Origin of the sequence: Enterobacter chuandaensis (assembly GCF_039718975.1) — a bacterium.
Classification (GTDB): domain Bacteria; phylum Pseudomonadota; class Gammaproteobacteria; order Enterobacterales; family Enterobacteriaceae; genus Enterobacter; species Enterobacter chuandaensis.
The window spans coordinates 1,525,259-1,544,081 of the sequence record NZ_CP097173.1 but is presented as its reverse complement, the minus strand read 5'-3'; the positions used below and the strand labels follow the sequence as shown (position 1 = coordinate 1,544,081).

Annotated in this window: 20 protein-coding genes; 4 read left to right on the top strand and 16 right to left on the bottom strand. The window is 48.0% G+C overall.

The genetic code is table 11. The features are described from left to right. Positions 1 to 56: 56 nt before the first annotated feature. On the bottom strand, positions 57 to 440 hold the full coding sequence (bssR, locus tag MX657_RS07435; protein WP_080327774.1) for a biofilm formation regulator BssR: 384 nt from the start codon (positions 438 to 440) through the stop codon (positions 57 to 59). Positions 441 to 813: 373 nt separating this feature from the next. Next, on the bottom strand, positions 814 to 1,035 hold the full coding sequence (locus tag MX657_RS07430; RefSeq protein WP_111969869.1) for a DUF2188 domain-containing protein: 222 nt from the start codon (positions 1,033 to 1,035) through the stop codon (positions 814 to 816). Between the two features lie 270 nt (positions 1,036 to 1,305). Between MX657_RS07430 and MX657_RS07425 the strand changes: the two genes are divergently transcribed. Next, complete coding sequence (locus MX657_RS07425) at positions 1,306 to 1,521, top strand: hypothetical protein (protein WP_346807893.1); 216 nt, start codon at positions 1,306 to 1,308, stop codon at positions 1,519 to 1,521. A 19-nt stretch (positions 1,522 to 1,540) separates the two neighbouring features. After that, positions 1,541 to 1,669: a hypothetical protein gene (locus tag MX657_RS07420; protein WP_259345741.1), complete on the top strand. Its 129-nt coding sequence runs from the start codon at positions 1,541 to 1,543 to the stop codon at positions 1,667 to 1,669. 133 nt (positions 1,670 to 1,802) lie between these two features. On the opposite strand, the gene MX657_RS07415 is transcribed toward MX657_RS07420, so the two are convergent. The 7 genes from MX657_RS07415 to MX657_RS07385 all read right to left on the bottom strand — a co-directional run bounded on the left by MX657_RS07415 (position 1,803) and on the right by MX657_RS07385 (position 6,573). Then, positions 1,803 to 2,423, bottom strand: coding sequence for a recombinase family protein (locus tag MX657_RS07415; protein WP_346807891.1), 621 nt, complete (start codon positions 2,421 to 2,423; stop codon positions 1,803 to 1,805). A 456-nt stretch (positions 2,424 to 2,879) separates the two neighbouring features. After that, positions 2,880 to 3,110: a hypothetical protein gene (locus MX657_RS07410; protein ID WP_346807889.1), complete on the bottom strand. Its 231-nt coding sequence runs from the start codon at positions 3,108 to 3,110 to the stop codon at positions 2,880 to 2,882. Positions 3,111 to 3,696: 586 nt separating this feature from the next. Then, positions 3,697 to 4,488 carry a DUF6998 domain-containing protein gene (locus tag MX657_RS07405; RefSeq protein ID WP_346807888.1) on the bottom strand — a complete coding sequence of 264 codons (792 nt, stop codon included), beginning with the start codon at positions 4,486 to 4,488 and terminating at the stop codon, positions 3,697 to 3,699. A 2-nt stretch (positions 4,489 to 4,490) separates the two neighbouring features. Then, positions 4,491 to 5,216: an HNH endonuclease gene (locus MX657_RS07400; protein WP_346807886.1), complete on the bottom strand. Its 726-nt coding sequence runs from the start codon at positions 5,214 to 5,216 to the stop codon at positions 4,491 to 4,493. A gap of 134 nt (positions 5,217 to 5,350) precedes the next feature. Then, entirely contained in the window at positions 5,351 to 5,707 is a 357-nt protein-coding gene (locus MX657_RS07395) for a hypothetical protein (RefSeq protein WP_346807884.1), read from the bottom strand. A gap of 26 nt (positions 5,708 to 5,733) precedes the next feature. Further along, on the bottom strand, positions 5,734 to 6,291 hold the full coding sequence (locus MX657_RS07390; protein WP_346807882.1) for a hypothetical protein: 558 nt from the start codon (positions 6,289 to 6,291) through the stop codon (positions 5,734 to 5,736). Positions 6,292 to 6,300: 9 nt separating this feature from the next. Beyond that, on the bottom strand, positions 6,301 to 6,573 hold the full coding sequence (locus tag MX657_RS07385) for a helix-turn-helix domain-containing protein (protein ID WP_346807880.1): 273 nt from the start codon (positions 6,571 to 6,573) through the stop codon (positions 6,301 to 6,303). A gap of 102 nt (positions 6,574 to 6,675) precedes the next feature. On the opposite strand from MX657_RS07385, the gene MX657_RS07380 reads away from it, so the two are divergent. Next, positions 6,676 to 7,290: an XRE family transcriptional regulator gene (locus tag MX657_RS07380; protein ID WP_346807879.1), complete on the top strand. Its 615-nt coding sequence runs from the start codon at positions 6,676 to 6,678 to the stop codon at positions 7,288 to 7,290. A gap of 199 nt (positions 7,291 to 7,489) precedes the next feature. Here MX657_RS07380 and MX657_RS07375 read toward each other — a convergent pair whose 3' ends face one another. Then, complete coding sequence (locus tag MX657_RS07375; protein WP_346807877.1) at positions 7,490 to 7,987, bottom strand: hypothetical protein; 498 nt, start codon at positions 7,985 to 7,987, stop codon at positions 7,490 to 7,492. Between the two features lie 1,225 nt (positions 7,988 to 9,212). After that, positions 9,213 to 11,102: a recombinase family protein gene (locus MX657_RS07370; protein ID WP_346807875.1), complete on the bottom strand. Its 1,890-nt coding sequence runs from the start codon at positions 11,100 to 11,102 to the stop codon at positions 9,213 to 9,215. A 43-nt stretch (positions 11,103 to 11,145) separates the two neighbouring features. On the opposite strand from MX657_RS07370, the gene rimO reads away from it, so the two are divergent. Next, positions 11,146 to 12,453 (top strand): 30S ribosomal protein S12 methylthiotransferase RimO, encoded by a 1,308-nt coding sequence (rimO, locus tag MX657_RS07365; protein WP_119917188.1) that lies wholly within the window; start codon positions 11,146 to 11,148, stop codon positions 12,451 to 12,453. Positions 12,454 to 12,513: 60 nt separating this feature from the next. On the opposite strand, the gene gsiD is transcribed toward rimO, so the two are convergent. From gsiD to iaaA, 5 genes are read right to left on the bottom strand one after another with little or no spacing between them, the layout of a single operon-like run. Next, positions 12,514 to 13,425, bottom strand: a complete 912-nt coding sequence (gene gsiD, locus MX657_RS07360; RefSeq protein ID WP_119917189.1) for a glutathione ABC transporter permease GsiD — start codon at positions 13,423 to 13,425, stop codon at positions 12,514 to 12,516. Position 13,426: 1 nt separating this feature from the next. Then, the gene (gene gsiC, locus MX657_RS07355) at positions 13,427 to 14,347 is read right to left on the bottom strand and encodes a glutathione ABC transporter permease GsiC (RefSeq protein WP_061098770.1); all 921 of its coding nucleotides are present in this window, start codon (positions 14,345 to 14,347) and stop codon (positions 13,427 to 13,429) included. A 5-nt stretch (positions 14,348 to 14,352) separates the two neighbouring features. Next, the gene (gene gsiB, locus MX657_RS07350) at positions 14,353 to 15,891 is read right to left on the bottom strand and encodes a glutathione ABC transporter substrate-binding protein GsiB (protein ID WP_080327790.1); all 1,539 of its coding nucleotides are present in this window, start codon (positions 15,889 to 15,891) and stop codon (positions 14,353 to 14,355) included. A 23-nt stretch (positions 15,892 to 15,914) separates the two neighbouring features. After that, positions 15,915 to 17,786 (bottom strand): glutathione ABC transporter ATP-binding protein GsiA, encoded by a 1,872-nt coding sequence (gene gsiA / locus MX657_RS07345; protein ID WP_265194222.1) that lies wholly within the window; start codon positions 17,784 to 17,786, stop codon positions 15,915 to 15,917. 11 nt (positions 17,787 to 17,797) lie between these two features. Beyond that, complete coding sequence (gene iaaA / locus MX657_RS07340; protein WP_080327792.1) at positions 17,798 to 18,736, bottom strand: beta-aspartyl-peptidase; 939 nt, start codon at positions 18,734 to 18,736, stop codon at positions 17,798 to 17,800. Between the last annotated feature and the right edge of the window lie 87 nt (positions 18,737 to 18,823).

Here is an 18,823-nt window from a genome sequence, read left to right as displayed (position 1 = left end):
CGCGTTAGCACTTTTACAAAAGCTTAATCAGAAGGGGGAGTTGCCTCCCCCCGGGCTCAGTGCTGTTCAAGCGTCTCGTGCTTGTTCAGACACATGATGCAAAGAGAGAGCGTTGTCAGGCAGTTTTCAAGCTTCTCCGCGTTCACAGCGATAAACGTCGGGCAGTCGTGGCGTCCGTTCATCAGACATACCCCTGCAATGGAGAGCACCTCAGCGGAGCGACGCAGCGCCATTAGCTCACTTTCGCCGCATTCCGCCTTCAGGGTCGGTGCTTTTTCACGCATGAAATTACACAGTTCAAACAGATTATCACGCAGATGTTCGCTTTCGCTGACTGACATATAGCCTTTTGCCTTCCTGAGCTGTAAATAGGCGGCCAGGTCGATTCGGGCATTGATCAGCTTGTTAAGCAGATCGCGTTTCAGTCTGTCAACGGTCATGCTATTTCCTCCTCTGTCAGCCATGTTGCACATTCAGGATAAGGTCATTTTTTGTACAGTTTAATGCCTGAGATCAATTATTCTTAACTGATTAACATTATTTACAATGTTACAACCTCTGCCTGGCGCATCCGCCTTGCAAAGAGTGTATAAATCCCCCGCGATACGCTGTAAAATCCCGCCCTGATAACTCCATTATTGATGAATTTTTAACCTATGAGCAATGTTACGCACCAGCCGAAAATCGGCTTCGTCTCCCTGGGCTGCCCAAAAAATCAAAAAATAAATTATGCCCTCTAAACACACGCCTTGCTTTACTAACTGAAATATATGGAAAAAGAGGCCATTGGCCTCTTTTTGTTACCCTTGAGCATCATCCCTTTGGAGGGAATGGATCTTTACCGTGTGAATCACTATCACGAATTTGACCATTGGGACGATGAATCACAAGTTCACTGCCTTGATTTCGGGCAATAGCACGACCAGCATCTATCGCCTCCTGCTGTGTGCTATGGGTTGATGTAACTTTTCCATTTCCTGCCCCTCTGACAGCCCAAGCCCCATTGTGGGGTACAACATGTTGGTTCTTACCCATACAAGTTACCTGCTGTGCAAAACACACCATATGGTGCAATTCACAATTATAGATACAATATATTGTGCATCACTTGTTCACTGTCACATTTTTAATACTCAATCGTAATTACCTCGTACATCTCATTCGCATCAACCCTTTAACCATCATCTTGAGTCAGCTGTTTATCTTAATAACTTAAGTCATCATTTTTATGTGCAATCCAAGTTACTTTTTTGTAAATCTAGCCATAAAATACTCTTGTACAGTTTGTGTGCGGGGATTAGGTGAATGGCTATGACTGAAGAACAATTCGAGCGAGACTACCCGAAAGATCAGTACAACTACGTTCATAAAAGCAGTAGAACTAAAGGATCAATGGGTGAAACTGAAATTGATGTTTATGACATTGTTTCAAAGGAAACAGGGAAAGTAGTTATTACGGCGACACGTACAGAGCACACTAGACATAGGCCCCATAAGACAACAACTTCTTGGGGTTGGTAAGTACGCAGGGTAAGCCAAAATGAAAGATAAACGAAACATCGGTAATACAATTGTGATTTTGCTGATAGTCCTTCTTTTGGCTTACTGTTCATCAGGGCATGAAGGTGGCTATGGGCGTTATGATATCCATTTTACGGATGAAGAGTAAAAGCTCTTAGGTAGCATCTGGATATCGAAAGGATTCGGGATACAACACTCTGGGCAAACCCTTACTCTCCCCCCTTCCGCTATATCCGTCCTCAATACGGCCAGTACTGACCTTCTCCACCTATCGTTGACTATCATCCTTCTGTAGCAGAAGAATTTTTAGCCACTTTCGCGATAGTCGCTCTGGAACAACCGATTAACGCCTGAATTTTGTTCCAGCTTTTTCCGTCAGACAGTAGCTCTTGTACTTTGCTGTGCAGACTCTCATCTACCGGGCGGCCTCGATACTTTTTCTCATTTTTGGCCTTTTCAATACCCTGCATTTGCCGTCTGCGGCGATCTTCGTAGTCTTTTCGGCTGATCGCAGCCAACATATCCAGCATCATTGAATTCATTGCTTCAAACATACGGGCGGTGAATTCGTCCTGAACATTTAAAAGCTGGTGACTTGTAGGTAAATCCAACGACACGACTCTGATCCCTTTCGACTCAATAAGCCCTCGAAGGGTTTTCCAATCCTCACCAGTAAGGCGACTGATTCGATCAATTTGCTCACAAAGCAAAATGTCACCACGCTCTGCTATTTCCAAAAGCAGGAACAACTGAGGGCGTTGCAGGCTTGCACCTGATTCATTCTCTTTGAAGTACTTTGATACTTTCAGATCATGTGAATGGGCAAATGCCTCTAACTCATTAAAGGCCCTGTCCGCGTCCTGCTCCTTCGTCGAAGCCCGAAGATAACCCCATATTCTCATGACACCCCCATTAGTCTGTTTTATATGGTTCATTATATTTGGTTCATTTTAGGTTGTAAAGGGAATTTAATGAACCAGTCTTGCTGGTGGTCTGCATTGGTCTGCTTGAGGTATACCTAAAAACACATTTTCTGTCGTTCGTTTTTTAGTCAATGCAGGATTGATGAAAAATTCAGTACTGAGACCTGAGCACACGGCATTTGGTCGGCGGGGTTGAACCTGATCAAATAAACGAGATTTTAAATCGTGCAGAAAAATACTGGCTGTACTTTTTCCTGAGTAAAAGATTACTTAAGGTTTTTTGTCAAAAATTGAGGAGGCTGGGATTTGATTATTTGAGGTCTAAACGGCCAGTAATGTTAGTGGGTACAAAAAATATTGCATGCGTGACTAATCCTTCAGGACATCCAGTTCTATCAGAGGTGGGGCGACAAAGCATAACAAAATGCAATATTCTTAACTATTTTTCTTCTTCCCTCCAATCATTGCAAATATTGCAATTACCATCATGATAATGCCATATGTCAAGGTAACCCATAACGTGCAAGAAACTAATGCTCCAACATACATATCAAATGTTAGATAACTATGAGTGAACCACATATAAGCACCAACAGGAATTGCAAGCATTCCAGCAATGCTAAACAATGCAAACAACCAATGAAGTAAGAAAGCGATAATCTCCATAATCTACACCTGTGTTGATAGTGGTTAATAGAAAAATAGTTCTTTTCCATGATTGCTCAAGAAATACAACGAGAACGGCATTCAACACCATGAATTTTTCTTATGGAACAATTTAATTTCAACATATATTGTTTTAACAACTTCTTGTATGGATAGGCCGATCAACTATACTTTATGTATCATGCATCTAACACTGTCATTATCCATCTGATATATCGGATTATAGATTCGACCGAGTTCACTTTGGACCTGAGGACAATAGCAGTAGGCTCTTACGTCCACCATTTAGGAACACCGCCATGGCATGTTATGCAAGTAAAGTCGTAGTAGATTGGTCCGGTACAGTTCAGCGTGATTGCTTCTATCTGATCATGGAGTACCCGATATTGTAAGTACTGGAATGGTTAAGCTACATGGCGAGGGAAAATGAAATAGCAGGCTTAATGAAGATGGTTGGTTTTATGCTCAAGAAAAATTACCATTTTAAGTATTTCCACCAATAACCCAAACAAACCTACCCAAACGCTAAAGGTGGAAGCACCACGATTATATGTTTTTGCATCAAAAAACATAAGACAAACTTTGTTCATTTATCCCATAGTGTACTCAGTTTACTCTTAATATCATCGGTAATTGCTGGGTGATTTGACTTATAGATGATTTCAAGTGCTTCAATGTTACTTTCATTGTTGAACACTCTTCGCATTGAAGATGCCTTTGTTCTTGCAGTACTTTCCTTCCACTCTGGATGTTCAGTCACCATTTTCTCAATAAGATCAGCAGCGTTCATTCCATTTTCAACATCTTGATAATACTCAACAAATGTCTGCATTCCTATTGTCTGTACATCACGGATAATATTTAAATCTGGCTTCACCGTGCTCTCTGTACTTGTCCGTACAGCGTCTGGTTCAATAAATTCTATGATGTCTATTACTCGTGGATCTTTAAGTAACAAATTACTTATTCTTAATGTATAACCATTTTGATGCTCATTGTAAAAACCATATTCCTTCACCAATCCGTGAGGTATTGAAATGGCATAGCGAATAGAGTAATCCGGGTTATAGATTACAGCAATGAGTTCATCGAACTGATTCAATTCGTAATTTCTAATAATACCAAGAATTAATGATCTGTTCTTAAGGTTATTCTTTCTTGATTTTATCTGTATCTTTCGACCATCAGTAGTTGTTGCGTCATACCCTTTAGTACTTGGCGGAGCCAAATCCATTTGCATCCTGTCTGCGACCAACCATTCAGTGTACTCACTGATAGGATTGTTTCTGGTTCTGATAACCTCTCGTCGTTCTAACTCATCAAGCGTCAATTGATTTAGCTGCATCAACTCGACGTTACTTAATTGTGATAAATCCATTACTAACTCCAAAATGCCATTTTCTCTTTCAGTTCTTCAACTTTCAGTACTTCGCTACCACGATGAACCATCGCGTGGCAGTTTGGACATAAGGGGATCATGTCTGTTACTGGATTGACGACGTAATTTTCACCAATCGTATGCAAAGGCTTAATATGGTGTACATGAATGAACCCACGACCATGCTCACCATAGACCTTCTCAAAGTCGAACCCACAGCATTTACAGGTAGTGCCATGATGCTGGATACAAGCATAACGAGCTTTGGGATCACGCTCGTAGTAGTTCACTGTTACCTGCGTTTTTGCACCTTCAAAGAAGCTCTCTCCTGAAGGAATTTCATCAGGGAATGGATTAGACATGAAATCAGCGTACCAAACATCCCCTTCTTTCCGAAGATAACGCTTGTTCAATTTTCGTTCAAAATCCTTGATTACTGCAACTTCAGGGTTTTCTGGATGTTCAGAGAAAACCATGTTGAAGGTGAACAATTCATAGCCTTCATGAGCCAAGCGGATGTGTTCAAGTGCCTGTGTATAGCCTGGTTGCCTTTTGTTATTGGAGTTGTACTCCCAACATTCTCGGAGAATGACTGACCGCTCTTGATCACTCTCAACATCCCATGACCCAAAAATGACCATTTTCCTTTCATGGTTAACAAACGACCAACTCCAAGTCCAGTTATTGCAAGTTGCTCCATGTGACTGGATGAATTGCTTTCGATTCATATCTAATCCTTAGTTGTATAATTCTGATATGTAATATCCTATGTTATAGGAACCTTGGAGAGATGGCAGATTTCTCATACAGTTTGTGATCTTTATCAATATAATAAGTTAACAAATTTAATTAAGCACTGTATTTACTGAGAACGGTCAAGTACCATATATTGCGGTTGGCACATACTACCGCGTTCCTGAAGCCAGTAGTAATCAAGATCGGCAACATGCACATCCAGCCCCGAATCTACACGGTTTATCTGTAGCCTTAACCCAACAGTATCCTTGGATGATAAACCAGATTTAACATTGTACTTGTACTTAACGCCGCTTTCTTCTTCAAAAGATTTGAGATAAGGGGATATCTGATTCTGAATTTCTTTCAAACAAATAACTTCCCCATCAATTACGAACGGCTTTTCAGTTTTACCGTCAGGAATCGTAGCCGCATTTGTAGCGAATGGGAGTAACATTAACAGTACTGATATTATCTTTATCATTTATTCTATTCCTTGAGTGAAAGTCACTATTTCGAACAAATTTGTGTAATCGTTGCATCATGGTTAAATTCAACATCAATTACTTTTATAGTGCTATCATTTAGTATTGATACAAAGTAGTTACTTGATGAATTCCCGTACTTCCTTGACCCATCTGCTGCAACATTGTTAAACTTAGCTGTATATATACTATCGTTTTCGCCAGGAATTGGCATTCTGCTGATTAATTCATTGTCTGAGATAGTATAGTAAATTGAAATCCCTTTATCGGAATAGTAACCTGAATCGTGTTTTGTTCCTTGCCGAGTTTGTGTTATTGCATCAAACTTATCACATTTATAAACATTGGATTTTGTCTTTTCCGTACTGTCAGCCGCTGAAGCCTTTGCACCAGTACGCTTATCTTGTGAAACAACCCCTGCACCGATTCCAATAGATACCATAAAAACAATGAAACTCATTGCCAAAGATGTAATCAACGTTCTGACCTTTCCTCGACCTTTACTTTTGGAACGGCTTGAAACTTTCCTATAAGTAAGTACAGAAATTGCTATGCAGATAATGAAAACAATCAATCCAGACATACATTTTCCTTAGATTTCGTTTGCGTTAAGTTTCTTATAGCGTTCAGGCCAAATCGTGCTAACGGGTACACCGATAAAATCGGCAATAATTCGCTCACCTTTAGGCCAATGCCTCTCTAGTGCGTTGTAGAGCGTTCTTTCATGTAAACCGTTGTCTCTTGATAGCTGTGCCAGTGTTCCTCCTCGCTTCTTGATAGCTGCCAAAATATCTGCTCTATGCCAATTCTCAGTACTGGCATTTTGATCCCTTATCTGAGATTCTAACTGGTTATGAATACTCATAATGACCACTCATTACTAATATTGAGAACATGATTGATCATTAAAAGGAATTCGTCAAATAAAAATAAGGAACAAAGTTCCTTTTAATGTGGTGGGTTGTGCATGGCTGGCAAAAAAGAAAGCGTTGAACGGTTCAGTGAAAGGCTAAAATCGATAGTACCTTCTGGTTCAGGGCGAGATTTCGCCAAAAAAGCAGGCATTGGCTACAGTACTGTCCACAACTATCTACAAGCGGTATCAAGCCCGACTTTAGAAAATCTTGTACTACTGGCTAAAGCCGGAGGCGTGTCGGTTGAATGGCTGGCGACTGGAAAAGAATTTTCAACATCGGCAAACACAAACCAAGCCGAAGAACTGTTGAAAATTCCTTTTATTGATTCTGATGATTTCCTTTTACTGGATTTAGGTGCTTTCCCCGATTTACAGGAAAAGGCCAAGTCTCTTGCTGCATTACGGGTCAGTACTGATGTAATGGAACCAACATTCTTAGTTGATAGTATTTTGCTTATTGATCAGCATCATAAGCAGCTAAAAGATGGAAAAGTGGCAGTACTGCACAAAGAAGGAAACTACCTGTATAAGCGGGTTCAAGTAGTGCCAGATGGATACAATTTAAGCAGTGATAACCCCAAATACAGTGCGATGATCGTCAATCAAAATTCACTGTCTTCCTTTGACGTCCTAGGGGAAGTGCTAGTAGTACTGAATCATTTGTAGTCTGTGTCGATGTGGCTGTTTAAATGCCCTCAGTGCATTTCTGAGGCGTTTATCTATCTGTGCTATGGGTTGATACTACTTTTTGTCTTAATCGCTGCTAGCAGCTTCCTATGCAATTTCATGAAGCAATCAGGAAGCTGCTTCGCGTGGTTCCCATCAGGCGAGTACTGACAATACTCTTTAACCAGAGGTAGTGATCTTACTTGGTTGCGAACTTTTCAAAGAACTTCAAACGTCCTTCACCTTTGTAGTCAAAGTTTTGGGATTTAATCAGTTCTTTAAGTTCAGCACTGATATTACCCGTTTCTTTGATCGCGTACTCTTTGCCATCAACAGTAACATTAATGATTTTTCTCTGATTAGTGCCTCTTTCAGTACCGGACTTTGCCTTGCTATTTTTGATACCCAAAGAAGCAAGCAGAGCAGCCTTGACTGATTCATCTAAATGCAAAATCTGCTGCTTGATATCATCAACTTTACTTGCATCAAGCTCCTTCTTGTACTCGCTTGCAACAATCGCAAGGTTTCGTGATACGCGGTTTAACTGATCAATGAATACATGAGGATTATCAGTAAAAAGTTTATCAACATCAGTTTTGCAGTCCGCTAGTTTGAAGTTCTCCCCAGCACTTCTTTCAATCAGTTTCTTGTAGTCAGCATTGTTAAGATCATGCACCACATCAGTCTTTTTACTCATTATACTTTCCTTTTGAATTACTGATTTCGTGTAAAAAGCATAACATTACTTCATTTAAAATTGAACAACAAGAATAGCTTAACAAGAACATGTTTTATGTCTCATTAAGAGTATCAAGTACTAACTACGTTAGTACTCTCTAAAGTACGGTTAAGTACTTCGCTTGCTATCGCCGCTAGTACTTTACCGTACTTACTCGCTTTGCGTCGTTTAACACGATCTATCCTGACGAGATTTGCTAAGGGATTTTCATCCCCCCGCAGGGGAATGAAAACAATAAAAAAAGCACACAAATTGTGTACTTAATTTATTCTGACGATGATAGCCATCGGAATTATTGTATTGCGACTTACTCAAAATTTAGACGGATCTATACTATTCAAATTTATGAGTTGAAAGCGGGTTGCTCGGTTTCTCTCATAATCGCAGTTCATATGCAACGGTCCGTGCTTTAAACATAACACGACTTAGTACTGAGCCTATACAATCAAGCTAGTACTTGTTTCTTTAAATTTTGGATGGAACTATACTATAAAAAATCCATCGCATCGTCCTTTAAAGAAACTCCCTTAACAAATTACTTAGGGGCGAACCTATATGTCTATCTAGAAAGTACTTATCTGTCTATTGTACTTTTTTATTGTGCCGCATTGCCGAAGCTCCTGCGTTCCTTAGTATTTGGTATCGGATTACGCTCGGGAAATTGATTCGGGTCTCATTTGCACATCGAACTGCTTGAACTTCTCAACTGCCATCTACATTTTCGATAGGATCAGGTTTTAACTATCAGTACATTAGTACTGTCAAACAGAGTTTTATATATATTATACCACATTATTTTTATGCGTTTCATTTATTTCACAAAATAACAATGTATTTACCGCTGTAAATTATACCATAAAATAGTCATCTTATGGTTAACCTCTCACGGCTGCTGTTTATGTTCGATTGGCTATATGTTAACGAGCAAAACTCCCCCAATCAAGGAATAGTTACAACTCTTCCTTGACAATTAGTCCACTGAATAGTCCGTAAATAATTTATCTATTTTAGCACTATCTTTGTACCTTCTAACTAATACATTCCTCGATTAAGTAGCAAGTATCCTTGTACTTTCTTAGTGGTACACTTTTAAAGAAATGATAGCGTTCTCACTCTAAATGCGGCCATTGCCGACTAATAAAGCATCCTGTGATGAGCCTGCAACTCTACAAGCTCTTTGGCTTCATACCTTATAACACTCTATGAATTCTTTACGCGACAATCCAGTAACTTCCAATGCTGCGGTTATTGCCTTAGGAACCCGGCCATTCATGGCAATGCTATAAGTAATACCCTCATACTCGACATTCGCACGTTCATACTGTCCAGTATTAGGCCAGAATGATGCCCCTCGAATATCACTATATCCAACTACTCCTAACATAGTGTTAGCAGTTTCGAAAAGATTTAGATAACTCTGTTTGATACTATCCAGTTGCTCTACTGCCTTCTGAAATAGCGGATTACTAACAAAATTTGAAGAGTCTTCACCTTCAATGTCTTTTGCATCATTAGTGGAATACTCGATAGTAAAAGCCCAAAAAGGTTTTCTGTTGACTCCACCAAACACTAGCCATTCATCTTTATAATAACACTTTATCTTTATAGTTATACATCCATCTGTTTTGTCAACAATAATACCTTCGATAATAGATCTAATAACTTTCCTTATTTTGTTTCTGTCAGTATCCTCCATATTGGTAAACACCGACCACTGAATAAGCATCAGGAAATCCGTAATATCTACTTCTAAAGATCCTTTACCTTTCAATGAATGTAAGCGTTCTTTCAATTTATCAGCTTCCAGAACAGCCTTTTTACGTTCTAAATCAAACGCATTCAGTTGAACTGCTAACTCACTAACCTCAGGAGCAATAGCTATTGCTTTCGCCATGTTTGATATGCGTGATTCCAGATCAGTTATCAATGTTGCTTTTCTACTGATTTCGTCTTCTATAGAAGTAGTGTCAATACCATCTTTTCGACTCTTGTCCATGTAACCGATCAGTAGTGCAATCATTGTACAGTGTTCAACTAATTGAGCTGATATCGACCAGCCAGAACACCTTTTTTGTAAGTGAACCCCATTCGTACAGATGTAGCGAGCACTACCATGATTCATAAATGAATGCATAGTCCCACCACACTTACTACACCGCAACACCTGTAGCCCTGACAACAATTTGATTTCTTCTACTTTGTCTTTCTTAGCCTTGTAGTTGTTTTGCTGCTTACGCTCAGCCAAGGTTAAATACTCTGCTTCATCTTTGCATAGCCACGGATAGTAATTATCAAGTTTGTAAGTAGCACCACCGACATTGATAGTCCTTTCCCCAATCAACGCACGATTATCACGCATTTTCTTTAAAACTTGATAATCCCACTCCTTACCCTTTAAACCGTTAGGATATTTTTCATCGAGATAACGCTTTACTGTATAGATGCCATTCCCATCCAAAAACATGTCTATAGCTTCGCGGGCGATACTCCAGTAAACCGGATGTTCTTTAACCGCTTCATATTGCGAACCTGAATCATCTATCCAAAACGGATGGCGGCCAACTGACTTAATGTTTACTGGCAATCCTGCTTGATGACGTTCGACCAAAGCAACAACATTGCCTACAGTCCTGTTTGATTTCGTTTCTGACTCTTCATTGCCACGGATGAACATCAGAATAGAAATCATCAGATCAAAAGGATTTTTCTTGATGGATTCACTGTTATAAACCTTCCGATCCATCCCAGTGACAATTGTTAACCCTAAACCTATCAACTCAAGGAATAAACGCAGTGCTTCATCTACCTGATCACGTGAAAGGCGGTCAAGGTTCTCGCAGTAAAGCCAAGAGTCAGAAGGTATAGCATTGTTTTTAACGGCGTCTATGAAGTCTCCCAACTTCCCCGCCCTGTTCTTTCCGCGAAATGCACTTACGCCAGGCTCTAAAATTTCAACCATTTCAAGGCCAGCTTCCTCGGCATAGGCTTTCGCTGCCGCTACCTGCCTGTTCCTGGTTGTCCCTTTATCCTGGCGATCACTTGACCACCTGATATAGCTATAAAGTTGCGGCATCTATATAATCCCCGGCATTGTGAGCAACTGATTGTACAAAAAAATGTCTAAGATTGGATTTATATCATTAGGGTGCCCGAAAAACCTGGTGGATTCCGAACGCATCCTGACCGAACTGCGCACCGAGGGCTATGACGTGGTGCCAAGCTACGACAACGCCGATATGGTGATCGTTAACACCTGCGGCTTTATCGACAGCGCGGTTCAGGAGTCCCTGGAAGCCATCGGTGAAGCCCTGACGGAAAACGGCAAAGTGATTGTTACCGGCTGCCTGGGCGCGAAAGTGGACCAGATCCGCGAAGTCCACCCGAAGGTGCTGGAGATCACCGGCCCGCACAGCTACGAGCAGGTGCTGGAACATGTTCATCACTACGTGCCAAAACCAAAGCATAATCCTTTCCTGAGCCTGGTGCCGGAACAGGGCGTGAAGCTGACGCCGCGTCACTACGCCTACCTGAAAATTTCCGAAGGCTGCAACCATCGTTGCACCTTCTGCATCATCCCATCCATGCGTGGCGATCTGGTGAGCCGTCCGATTGGCGAAGTGCTGGCGGAAGCGAAACGTCTGGCTGACGCGGGCGTGAAGGAGCTGCTGGTCATCTCCCAGGACACCTCGGCCTACGGCGTGGACGTTAAACACCGCTCCGGTTTCCACAACGGCGAGCCGGTGAAAACCAGCATGGTGGGCCTGTGCGAGCAGCTGTCTAAGCTCGGTATCTGGACGCGTCTGCACTACGTCTACCCTTACCCGCACGTAGACGACGTGATCCCGCTGATGGCGGAAGGCAAAATTCTGCCGTACCTGGATATCCCGCTGCAGCACGCCAGCCCGCGTATCCTGAAGCTGATGAAGCGTCCTGGCTCCGTTGACCGCCAGCTGGCGCGCATCAAGCAGTGGCGTGAGATCTGCCCGGAACTGACCCTGCGCTCCACCTTCATCGTCGGCTTCCCGGGTGAAACCGAAGAAGATTTCCAGATGCTGCTCGACTTCCTGAAAGAAGCGCGTCTCGACCGCGTAGGCTGCTTCAAGTACAGCCCGGTAGAAGGCGCAACCGCCAACGAGCTGGCGGATCAGGTGCCGGAAGAGGTGAAAGAAGAGCGCTGGAACCGCTTCATGCAGCTGCAGCAGCAGATCTCTGCTGAGCGTCTGCAGGAGAAAGTGGGCCGTGAGATCATGGTTATCATCGACGAGGTGGACGAAGAAGGCGCGATTGGCCGCAGCATGGCGGACGCCCCTGAAATCGACGGCGCGGTGTACCTGAACGGCGAAACCAGCGTTAAGCCGGGTGATATTATTCGCGTGAAGGTTGAAAACGCGGATGAATATGACCTGTGGGGTAGCCGGGTTTAATCTCACCCCTCTGTTGTAGGCCGGGTAAGGCGTAGCCGCCACCCGGCACATTTCACTGCACTACCCCTTTATCCTCGGATCCAGCGCATCGCGCAGTCCGTCCCCCAGCAGGTTAAACGCCAGCACGGTCAGAAAAATCGCCAGACTCGGGAAGATCGCCACGTGTGGCGCAATCACCATATCCGCCCTCGCCTCGTTCAGCATCGCGCCCCACTCCGGCGTCGGAGGCTGCGCCCCTAACCCCAGAAACGACAGGCTCGCCGCCGAAATAATCGACACGCCGATACGCATGGTGAAATAGACCACGATGGACGACACCGTACCCGGCAGAATATGGCTGAACAGAATGGTAGCGTCGCTCGCCCCCATACTGCGGGCGGATTCGATAAACGTCTGCTGCTTCAGCACCAGCGTGTTGCCGCGCACCAGACGGGCGAATGCCGGAATCGAAAAGACCGCGACCGCAATGATGACGTTCGCCATGCCGCTGCCCATAATGGCGACAACCGCAATCGCCAGCAGAATGCCGGGAAAGGCAAACAGCACGTCGCAGATGCGCATGATGATGCGGTCCCACCAGCCTTCATAATATCCGGCGACGAGCCCCAGCACGGTACCGATAGCCGCGCCGATCAGCACGGCGACGACTCCGGCGGCGAGCGAGATCTGCGCACCCACCAGCACGCGGCTAAAGATATCGCGGCCAAGCGAGTCCACGCCGAACCAGTGCAGCATTGAGGGGCCGTCGTTCAGACGGTCGTAGTCAAAATAGTTTTCCGCATCAAACGGCGCCACCCACGGCGCAATCACCGCCACCACAATCAGCAGCAGGACAAAGAGCCCCGCCGCCATCGCGACCGGCTGACGGCGAAAACGCCGCCAGAATTCAGACCACGGGGTGCGGACATGCTCCGGTTTCAGCCCCGGCATCGCGTTCAAAACGGCCTGACGCCGCCAGTTCAACAATCGCATCTTACTTATACCTGATGGCCGGGTTAATGGCGGCGTAGAGCACGTCAACCACTAAGTTGATAAGAATAAATTCCAGCGAGAATAGCAGGACTTCCGCCTGTATCACCGGGTAGTCACGCATCTCGACGGAATCGACCAGCAGGCGTCCCAGCCCCGGCCAGTTGAAGACCTTTTCCACAACGATAGAGCCGCCGAGCAGGAAGCCAAACTGCAGCCCCATCATCGTCACCACCGGGATCATCGCATTGCGGAACCCGTGCTTGAGAATGACCCACTTCTCGCTGACCCCTTTCGCCCGCGCGGTGCGAATATAATCTTCGCTCAGCACGTCAACGAACGAGGCGCGGGTAAAGCGGGCCATCACCGCCGACACGGCAGCCCCCAGCGTCATGGAAGGCAGGATGTAATGCTTCCAGGTATCGGCCCCGACGGTCGGCAGCCAGCCCAGTTCAACGGAGAAGATCTGCATCAGCAGCATCCCCAGCGCGAACGCCGGGAAGGAGATGCCGGTCACCGCCAGCGCCATGCCGAGCTTGTCCGGCCAGCGGTTGCGCCAGACGGCCGCAATAATCCCCGCGCCAAGCCCAAACACCACCGCCCAGCCCATGCTGGCAATCGTTAACCAGAACGTCGGCATAAAGCGGCTGGCAATCTCCTCCGACACTGGACGCCGCGACACCATCGAGATACCAAAATCGCCCTGCAGAACATTGCACATATAGTGCAGAAATTGCATATACAGCGGCTGGTCGAGGCCCAGCTGTTTACGCACCAGCTCAATGACGGTGGCATCCGCTTCGGGCCCTGCAACCAGGCGCGCCGGATCGCCCGGCAGCATATGGACAAATAAAAACACCAGCACCGCCACAATCAGCAGCGTCGGAATAAGCCCCAGCAGGCGTTTACAAACATAATTCAGCATGAGGTTTATTTTAGATCCGCATCGTCAAAGCTAAAGCCCGTATCCGGCATGATGTAGAACCCGGTCAGCGCTTTGTTATGGGCTGAAACCAGTTTCTCCACCACCAGCGGCACCCACGGCGACTCTTTCCAGATAATGTCCTGCGCGTCTTTGTATAGGCGGGCTTTCTCTTCCGGTTTCGTCGTTTTCAGGGCATCTGCCAGGTCTTTGTCCACCTGCGGATTACTGTAAAACGCGGTGTTGAACAGGGTTGGCGGCCAGTTCTGCGAGGCAAACAGCGGCGACAGCGCCCAGTCGGCTTCCCCGGTCGAAGCCGTCCAGCCGGTGTAGAACATCCGCACGCCGCTCTCTTTCTGTCCTTTCCCCTCCACTTCTGCCGCACGCTGTCCGGCATCCATCGCGGTGACCTGCGCCTTAATACCGACCTGCGCCAGCTGCTGCTGGGTGAACTGCAGCACCTTCTGGGCGGTACTGTGATTATGCGACGACCACAGCGTGGTGCTGAAGCCGTTCGGGAAGCCCGCCTCTTTCAGAAGCTCGCGCGCTTTGGCCGGATCGTACGGCCACGGCTGATAGCTTTGCGCATACGCAATAGACGGCGGCAGCACGCCGGTCGCCGGAGTGGCATAGCCCGCAAAGGCGACCTTCACCAGCGCCTGACGGTTAATGGCGTAGTTGATGGCCTCACGCACCTTCGGGTTATCGAACGGTTTTTGCGTAACGTTCATGCTGATGTAGCGCTGCATGATCGACGGGCTGGCGACCAGCTCCAGCTTGCTGTTTTTCTGCAATATCGCGGCCTGCTCATACGGGATCGGGAAGGCAAACTGCGCCTCGCCGGTTTGCAGCATCGCCGCGCGGGTATTGTTGTCCACCACCGGGCGCCAGGTGATGGTGTCGAGCTTCGGCAGCCCCTGCTGCCAGTAGCCAGCGAATTTCTTCACCTTCACAAAGTCGGTCTGATTCCAGGTCACCAGCTCATACGGGCCAGTACCGACCGGGTGAAAACCGATCTCTTTACCGTATTTTTTCAGCGCGGCGGGGGAAATCATCGCCGTCGCCGGATGCGCCAGAATGTTGATAAACGCCGAGAATGGCTCTTTCAGAGTAATTTTTACCGTCGCCGGATCCACCGCCTCGGTGCTGGCAATATTTTTATACAAGTTATAGCGCTTGAGGCTGTTTTGAGGATTGCTGGCACGGTCGAGGTTGACCTTCACCGCCTCCGCATTGAAATCTGTCCCGTCCTGGAACTTCACGCCGGAACGGAGCTTGATGGTATAAACCAGCCCGTCGTCGGACACGGTGTACCCCTCCGCCAGCACGTTTTTGAGCTTCATCTCTTTATCCAGGCCGAACAGGCCCTGATAGAACGATTTCGCCACCGCCTGGGAGAGCGTGTCGTTGGCATCGTACGGATCGAGCGTGGTGAAATTGGAGCCGACGGCAACCACCACATCTTTGGCAGCGAACGCGGGGGCAGCGGCCAGGGCTGCCGTCATGCTCGCGGCTAACAACCATCTACGCGCTACAAATGTAACCATTGTGTTCTCCAGCCTGTTGTAAGTTATAACCGCGAAAACGCATTGTCCTGACGCGGGGGAGCGACGAAATGACCCGGCCCGACCTCGCGCAGCGTCACGCGCTCCACGGCCTCGCCGCGTTTACGAATGTTGCTCGGCATCTCATCCTGCAGCAGCACGCGCTGGCCGTGACGGTGCGCGGGATCGGCAACCGGGACCGCCGCGATCAGCTTGCGGGTGTACGGGTGCTGCGGGTTCTCAAACACCGCCCTTCGCGGGCCAATCTCTACGATTTGCCCCATAAACATCACCGCCACGCGATGGCTGATGCGTTCTACTACCGCCATATCGTGCGAGATAAACAGGAAGGCGATTCCCATATCCCGCTGTAAATCCAGCAGTAAGTTGATGATTTGCGCCCGGATAGAGACATCCAGCGCCGAGACCGACTCATCGGCAATCACCACTTTCGGGTTCAGCGCCAGCGCGCGGGCGATGCAGATACGCTGCCGCTGTCCACCGGAAAACTCGTGCGGGTAACGCCAGGCATGTTCCGGCTTCAGGCCGACGCGCTCCAGCAGCCAGGCCACGCGGCGCTGTGCCGCTTCGCCGTCGAGCAGGTTATGCACCCGCAGCGGCTCCATGATCGAGTACCCTACCGTATGTCGCGGATCGAGGGAGGCATACGGATCCTGGAAGATAAACTGAATATCCCGGCGGACCGCCTGTAATTTATTATCCGGCAGGGTGTCGATACGTTCACCGTTAAAGGTTATCGTCCCCTCCTGCGTCTCCACGAGCCTGAGTAGCGCCCGCCCGGTGGTGGATTTCCCGCAGCCGGATTCCCCTACCAGCGCCAGCGTTTCACCCGGCCAGAGATCGAAACTGACGTTTTCCACCGCATGCACTTCGCGCTTCAGGCGGTTGAAAATTCCGCTGCGCAGCGGAAAGCGGGTCACCAGATTGCGTACTTCGAGTATCGGTTTGCCCGGCACCACGGTGTCCTGCTCGCGTTCATCCTCCTGCGGCTCTGTCGCCTCCAGGGAAATCAGCGGAAAGCGGCGCGGCAAATCGCTGCCGTTCATCGCCCCAAGGCGCGGCACCGCCGCCAGCAGCGCGTTGGTGTAAGGATGCACGGGCGCGTGGAAAATCTGCTCAACCGGGCCAGTTTCCACCGCGCTGCCCTTGTGCATCACCAGCACCCGATCGGCGATATCGGCGACCACGCCCATATCGTGGGTGATGAAAATCACCCCCATTTCCATCTCCTGCTGCAGCACTTTGATGAGCTGCAGGATCTGCGCCTGAATCGTCACGTCCAGCGCCGTTGTCGGTTCATCGGCAATCAGCACCGCCGGACGGCAGGAGAGCGCCATGGCAATCATTACCCGCTGGCGCATCCCGCCGGAAAGCTGATGCGGATAGCGTCCCAGAATGGCCTGAGCCTCCGGAATGCGTACCAGCTCCAGCATTCGTCGGGCCTCTTTGAGCGCCTCATCGCCGCTCAGCCCCTGATGCAGCCGGATGGACTCGGCAATTTGCTCCCCGACCGGGAAAACCGGGTTGAGCGAGGTCATCGGCTCCTGGAAGATCATCGCGATATCCGCCCCGCGCACGCCCTGCATCTGCGCGTCACTCAGCTCGTTGACATCAATGACCTGACGGTTACGGCGGCGCAGGAGCATTTTCTCGCTGCTGATTTGTCCGCCCGTCTGTTCCAGCAGGCGCATCAGCGCCAGCGCGGTGACCGATTTACCGGAACCGGACTCGCCAACAATCGCCAGCGTCTCGCCGCGCCTGAGCGAGAACGATAAATTTTGTACTGCGGGGATGAACTGCCGCTCTTCCTGAAACGCAATATTCAGTTGGTGGACAGCCAGCACTTCGCAGTTGTCCAGCTCTTCACGATGCGGCACGCGTAGCCCCCTTATTCACGATAGATGCCCGTACTCGGCTCATCACCGGCATAACCCCAGGCGCGGTACATACCTTCGCTGTTGAACGGCAGGGATACGTTGCCCTCACGATCCACCGCAATCAGCCCACCGACGCCGCCCAGCGCAGGCAGCTTCTCCATCACTACGCGCTCGCAGGCCTCGTTCAGGCTCAGTCCGCCGTAATCCATCAGCGCGGTGATGTCGTAGGCCGCGAGGGCGCGTATAAATACTTCCCCGGTGCCGGTACACGACACCGCCGCCGTGGCGTTATTGGCATAGCACCCTGCGCCAGGCAGCGGGCTGTCGCCGACGCGCCCGGGGAGCTTGTTGGTCATACCGCCCGTTGACGTCGCCGCCGCGAGGTTGCCGGCTTTATCAAGCGCCACCGCGCCGACCGTGCCCATTTTGGTGGTTTCATCCAGCGGCGCAGCATGGTCAAGCTGCGTCATGCCCGCCGTGCGGGCTTCCAACAGCTGCTGATAGCGTTCTTCCGTGGAAAACAGATCCGGCGATACCGGTTCCATTCCGTGCTCAAAGGCAAATTTCTCCGCCCCGGCGCCCGCCAGCAGAACGTGCGGGCTCTCCTCCATCACCAGACGCGCCGCCAGCACCGGATTTCGCAGATGGCTCACGCCCGCCACGGCGCCCGCCTTGAGGGTGACACCGTCCATCACGCAGGCGTCCAGCTCGTGGGTTTCATCCCGGGTAAAGACCGAACCGATTCCGGCATTAAAGAGTGGACACTCTTCCAGCAGACGCACCGCTTCGGTGACCACATCCAGCGCGCTCTCGCCCGCTTCCAGCATTTTCTGGCCCGTTTCCACAATGGCGTACAGCGCGTCAATGTAGCGCTTTTCCTGCTCGGGACTGAGCTGTGCACGGGTGATTGCCCCTGCGCCGCCATGAATTGCGATTACCGCATTAACCATTCGCATCACCCGTTAGCCTGATTCGCGGCTTTTTCTATAAATATCATTATCGTCGATGAAACTTCAGATGATTTTTGAATATAGAAA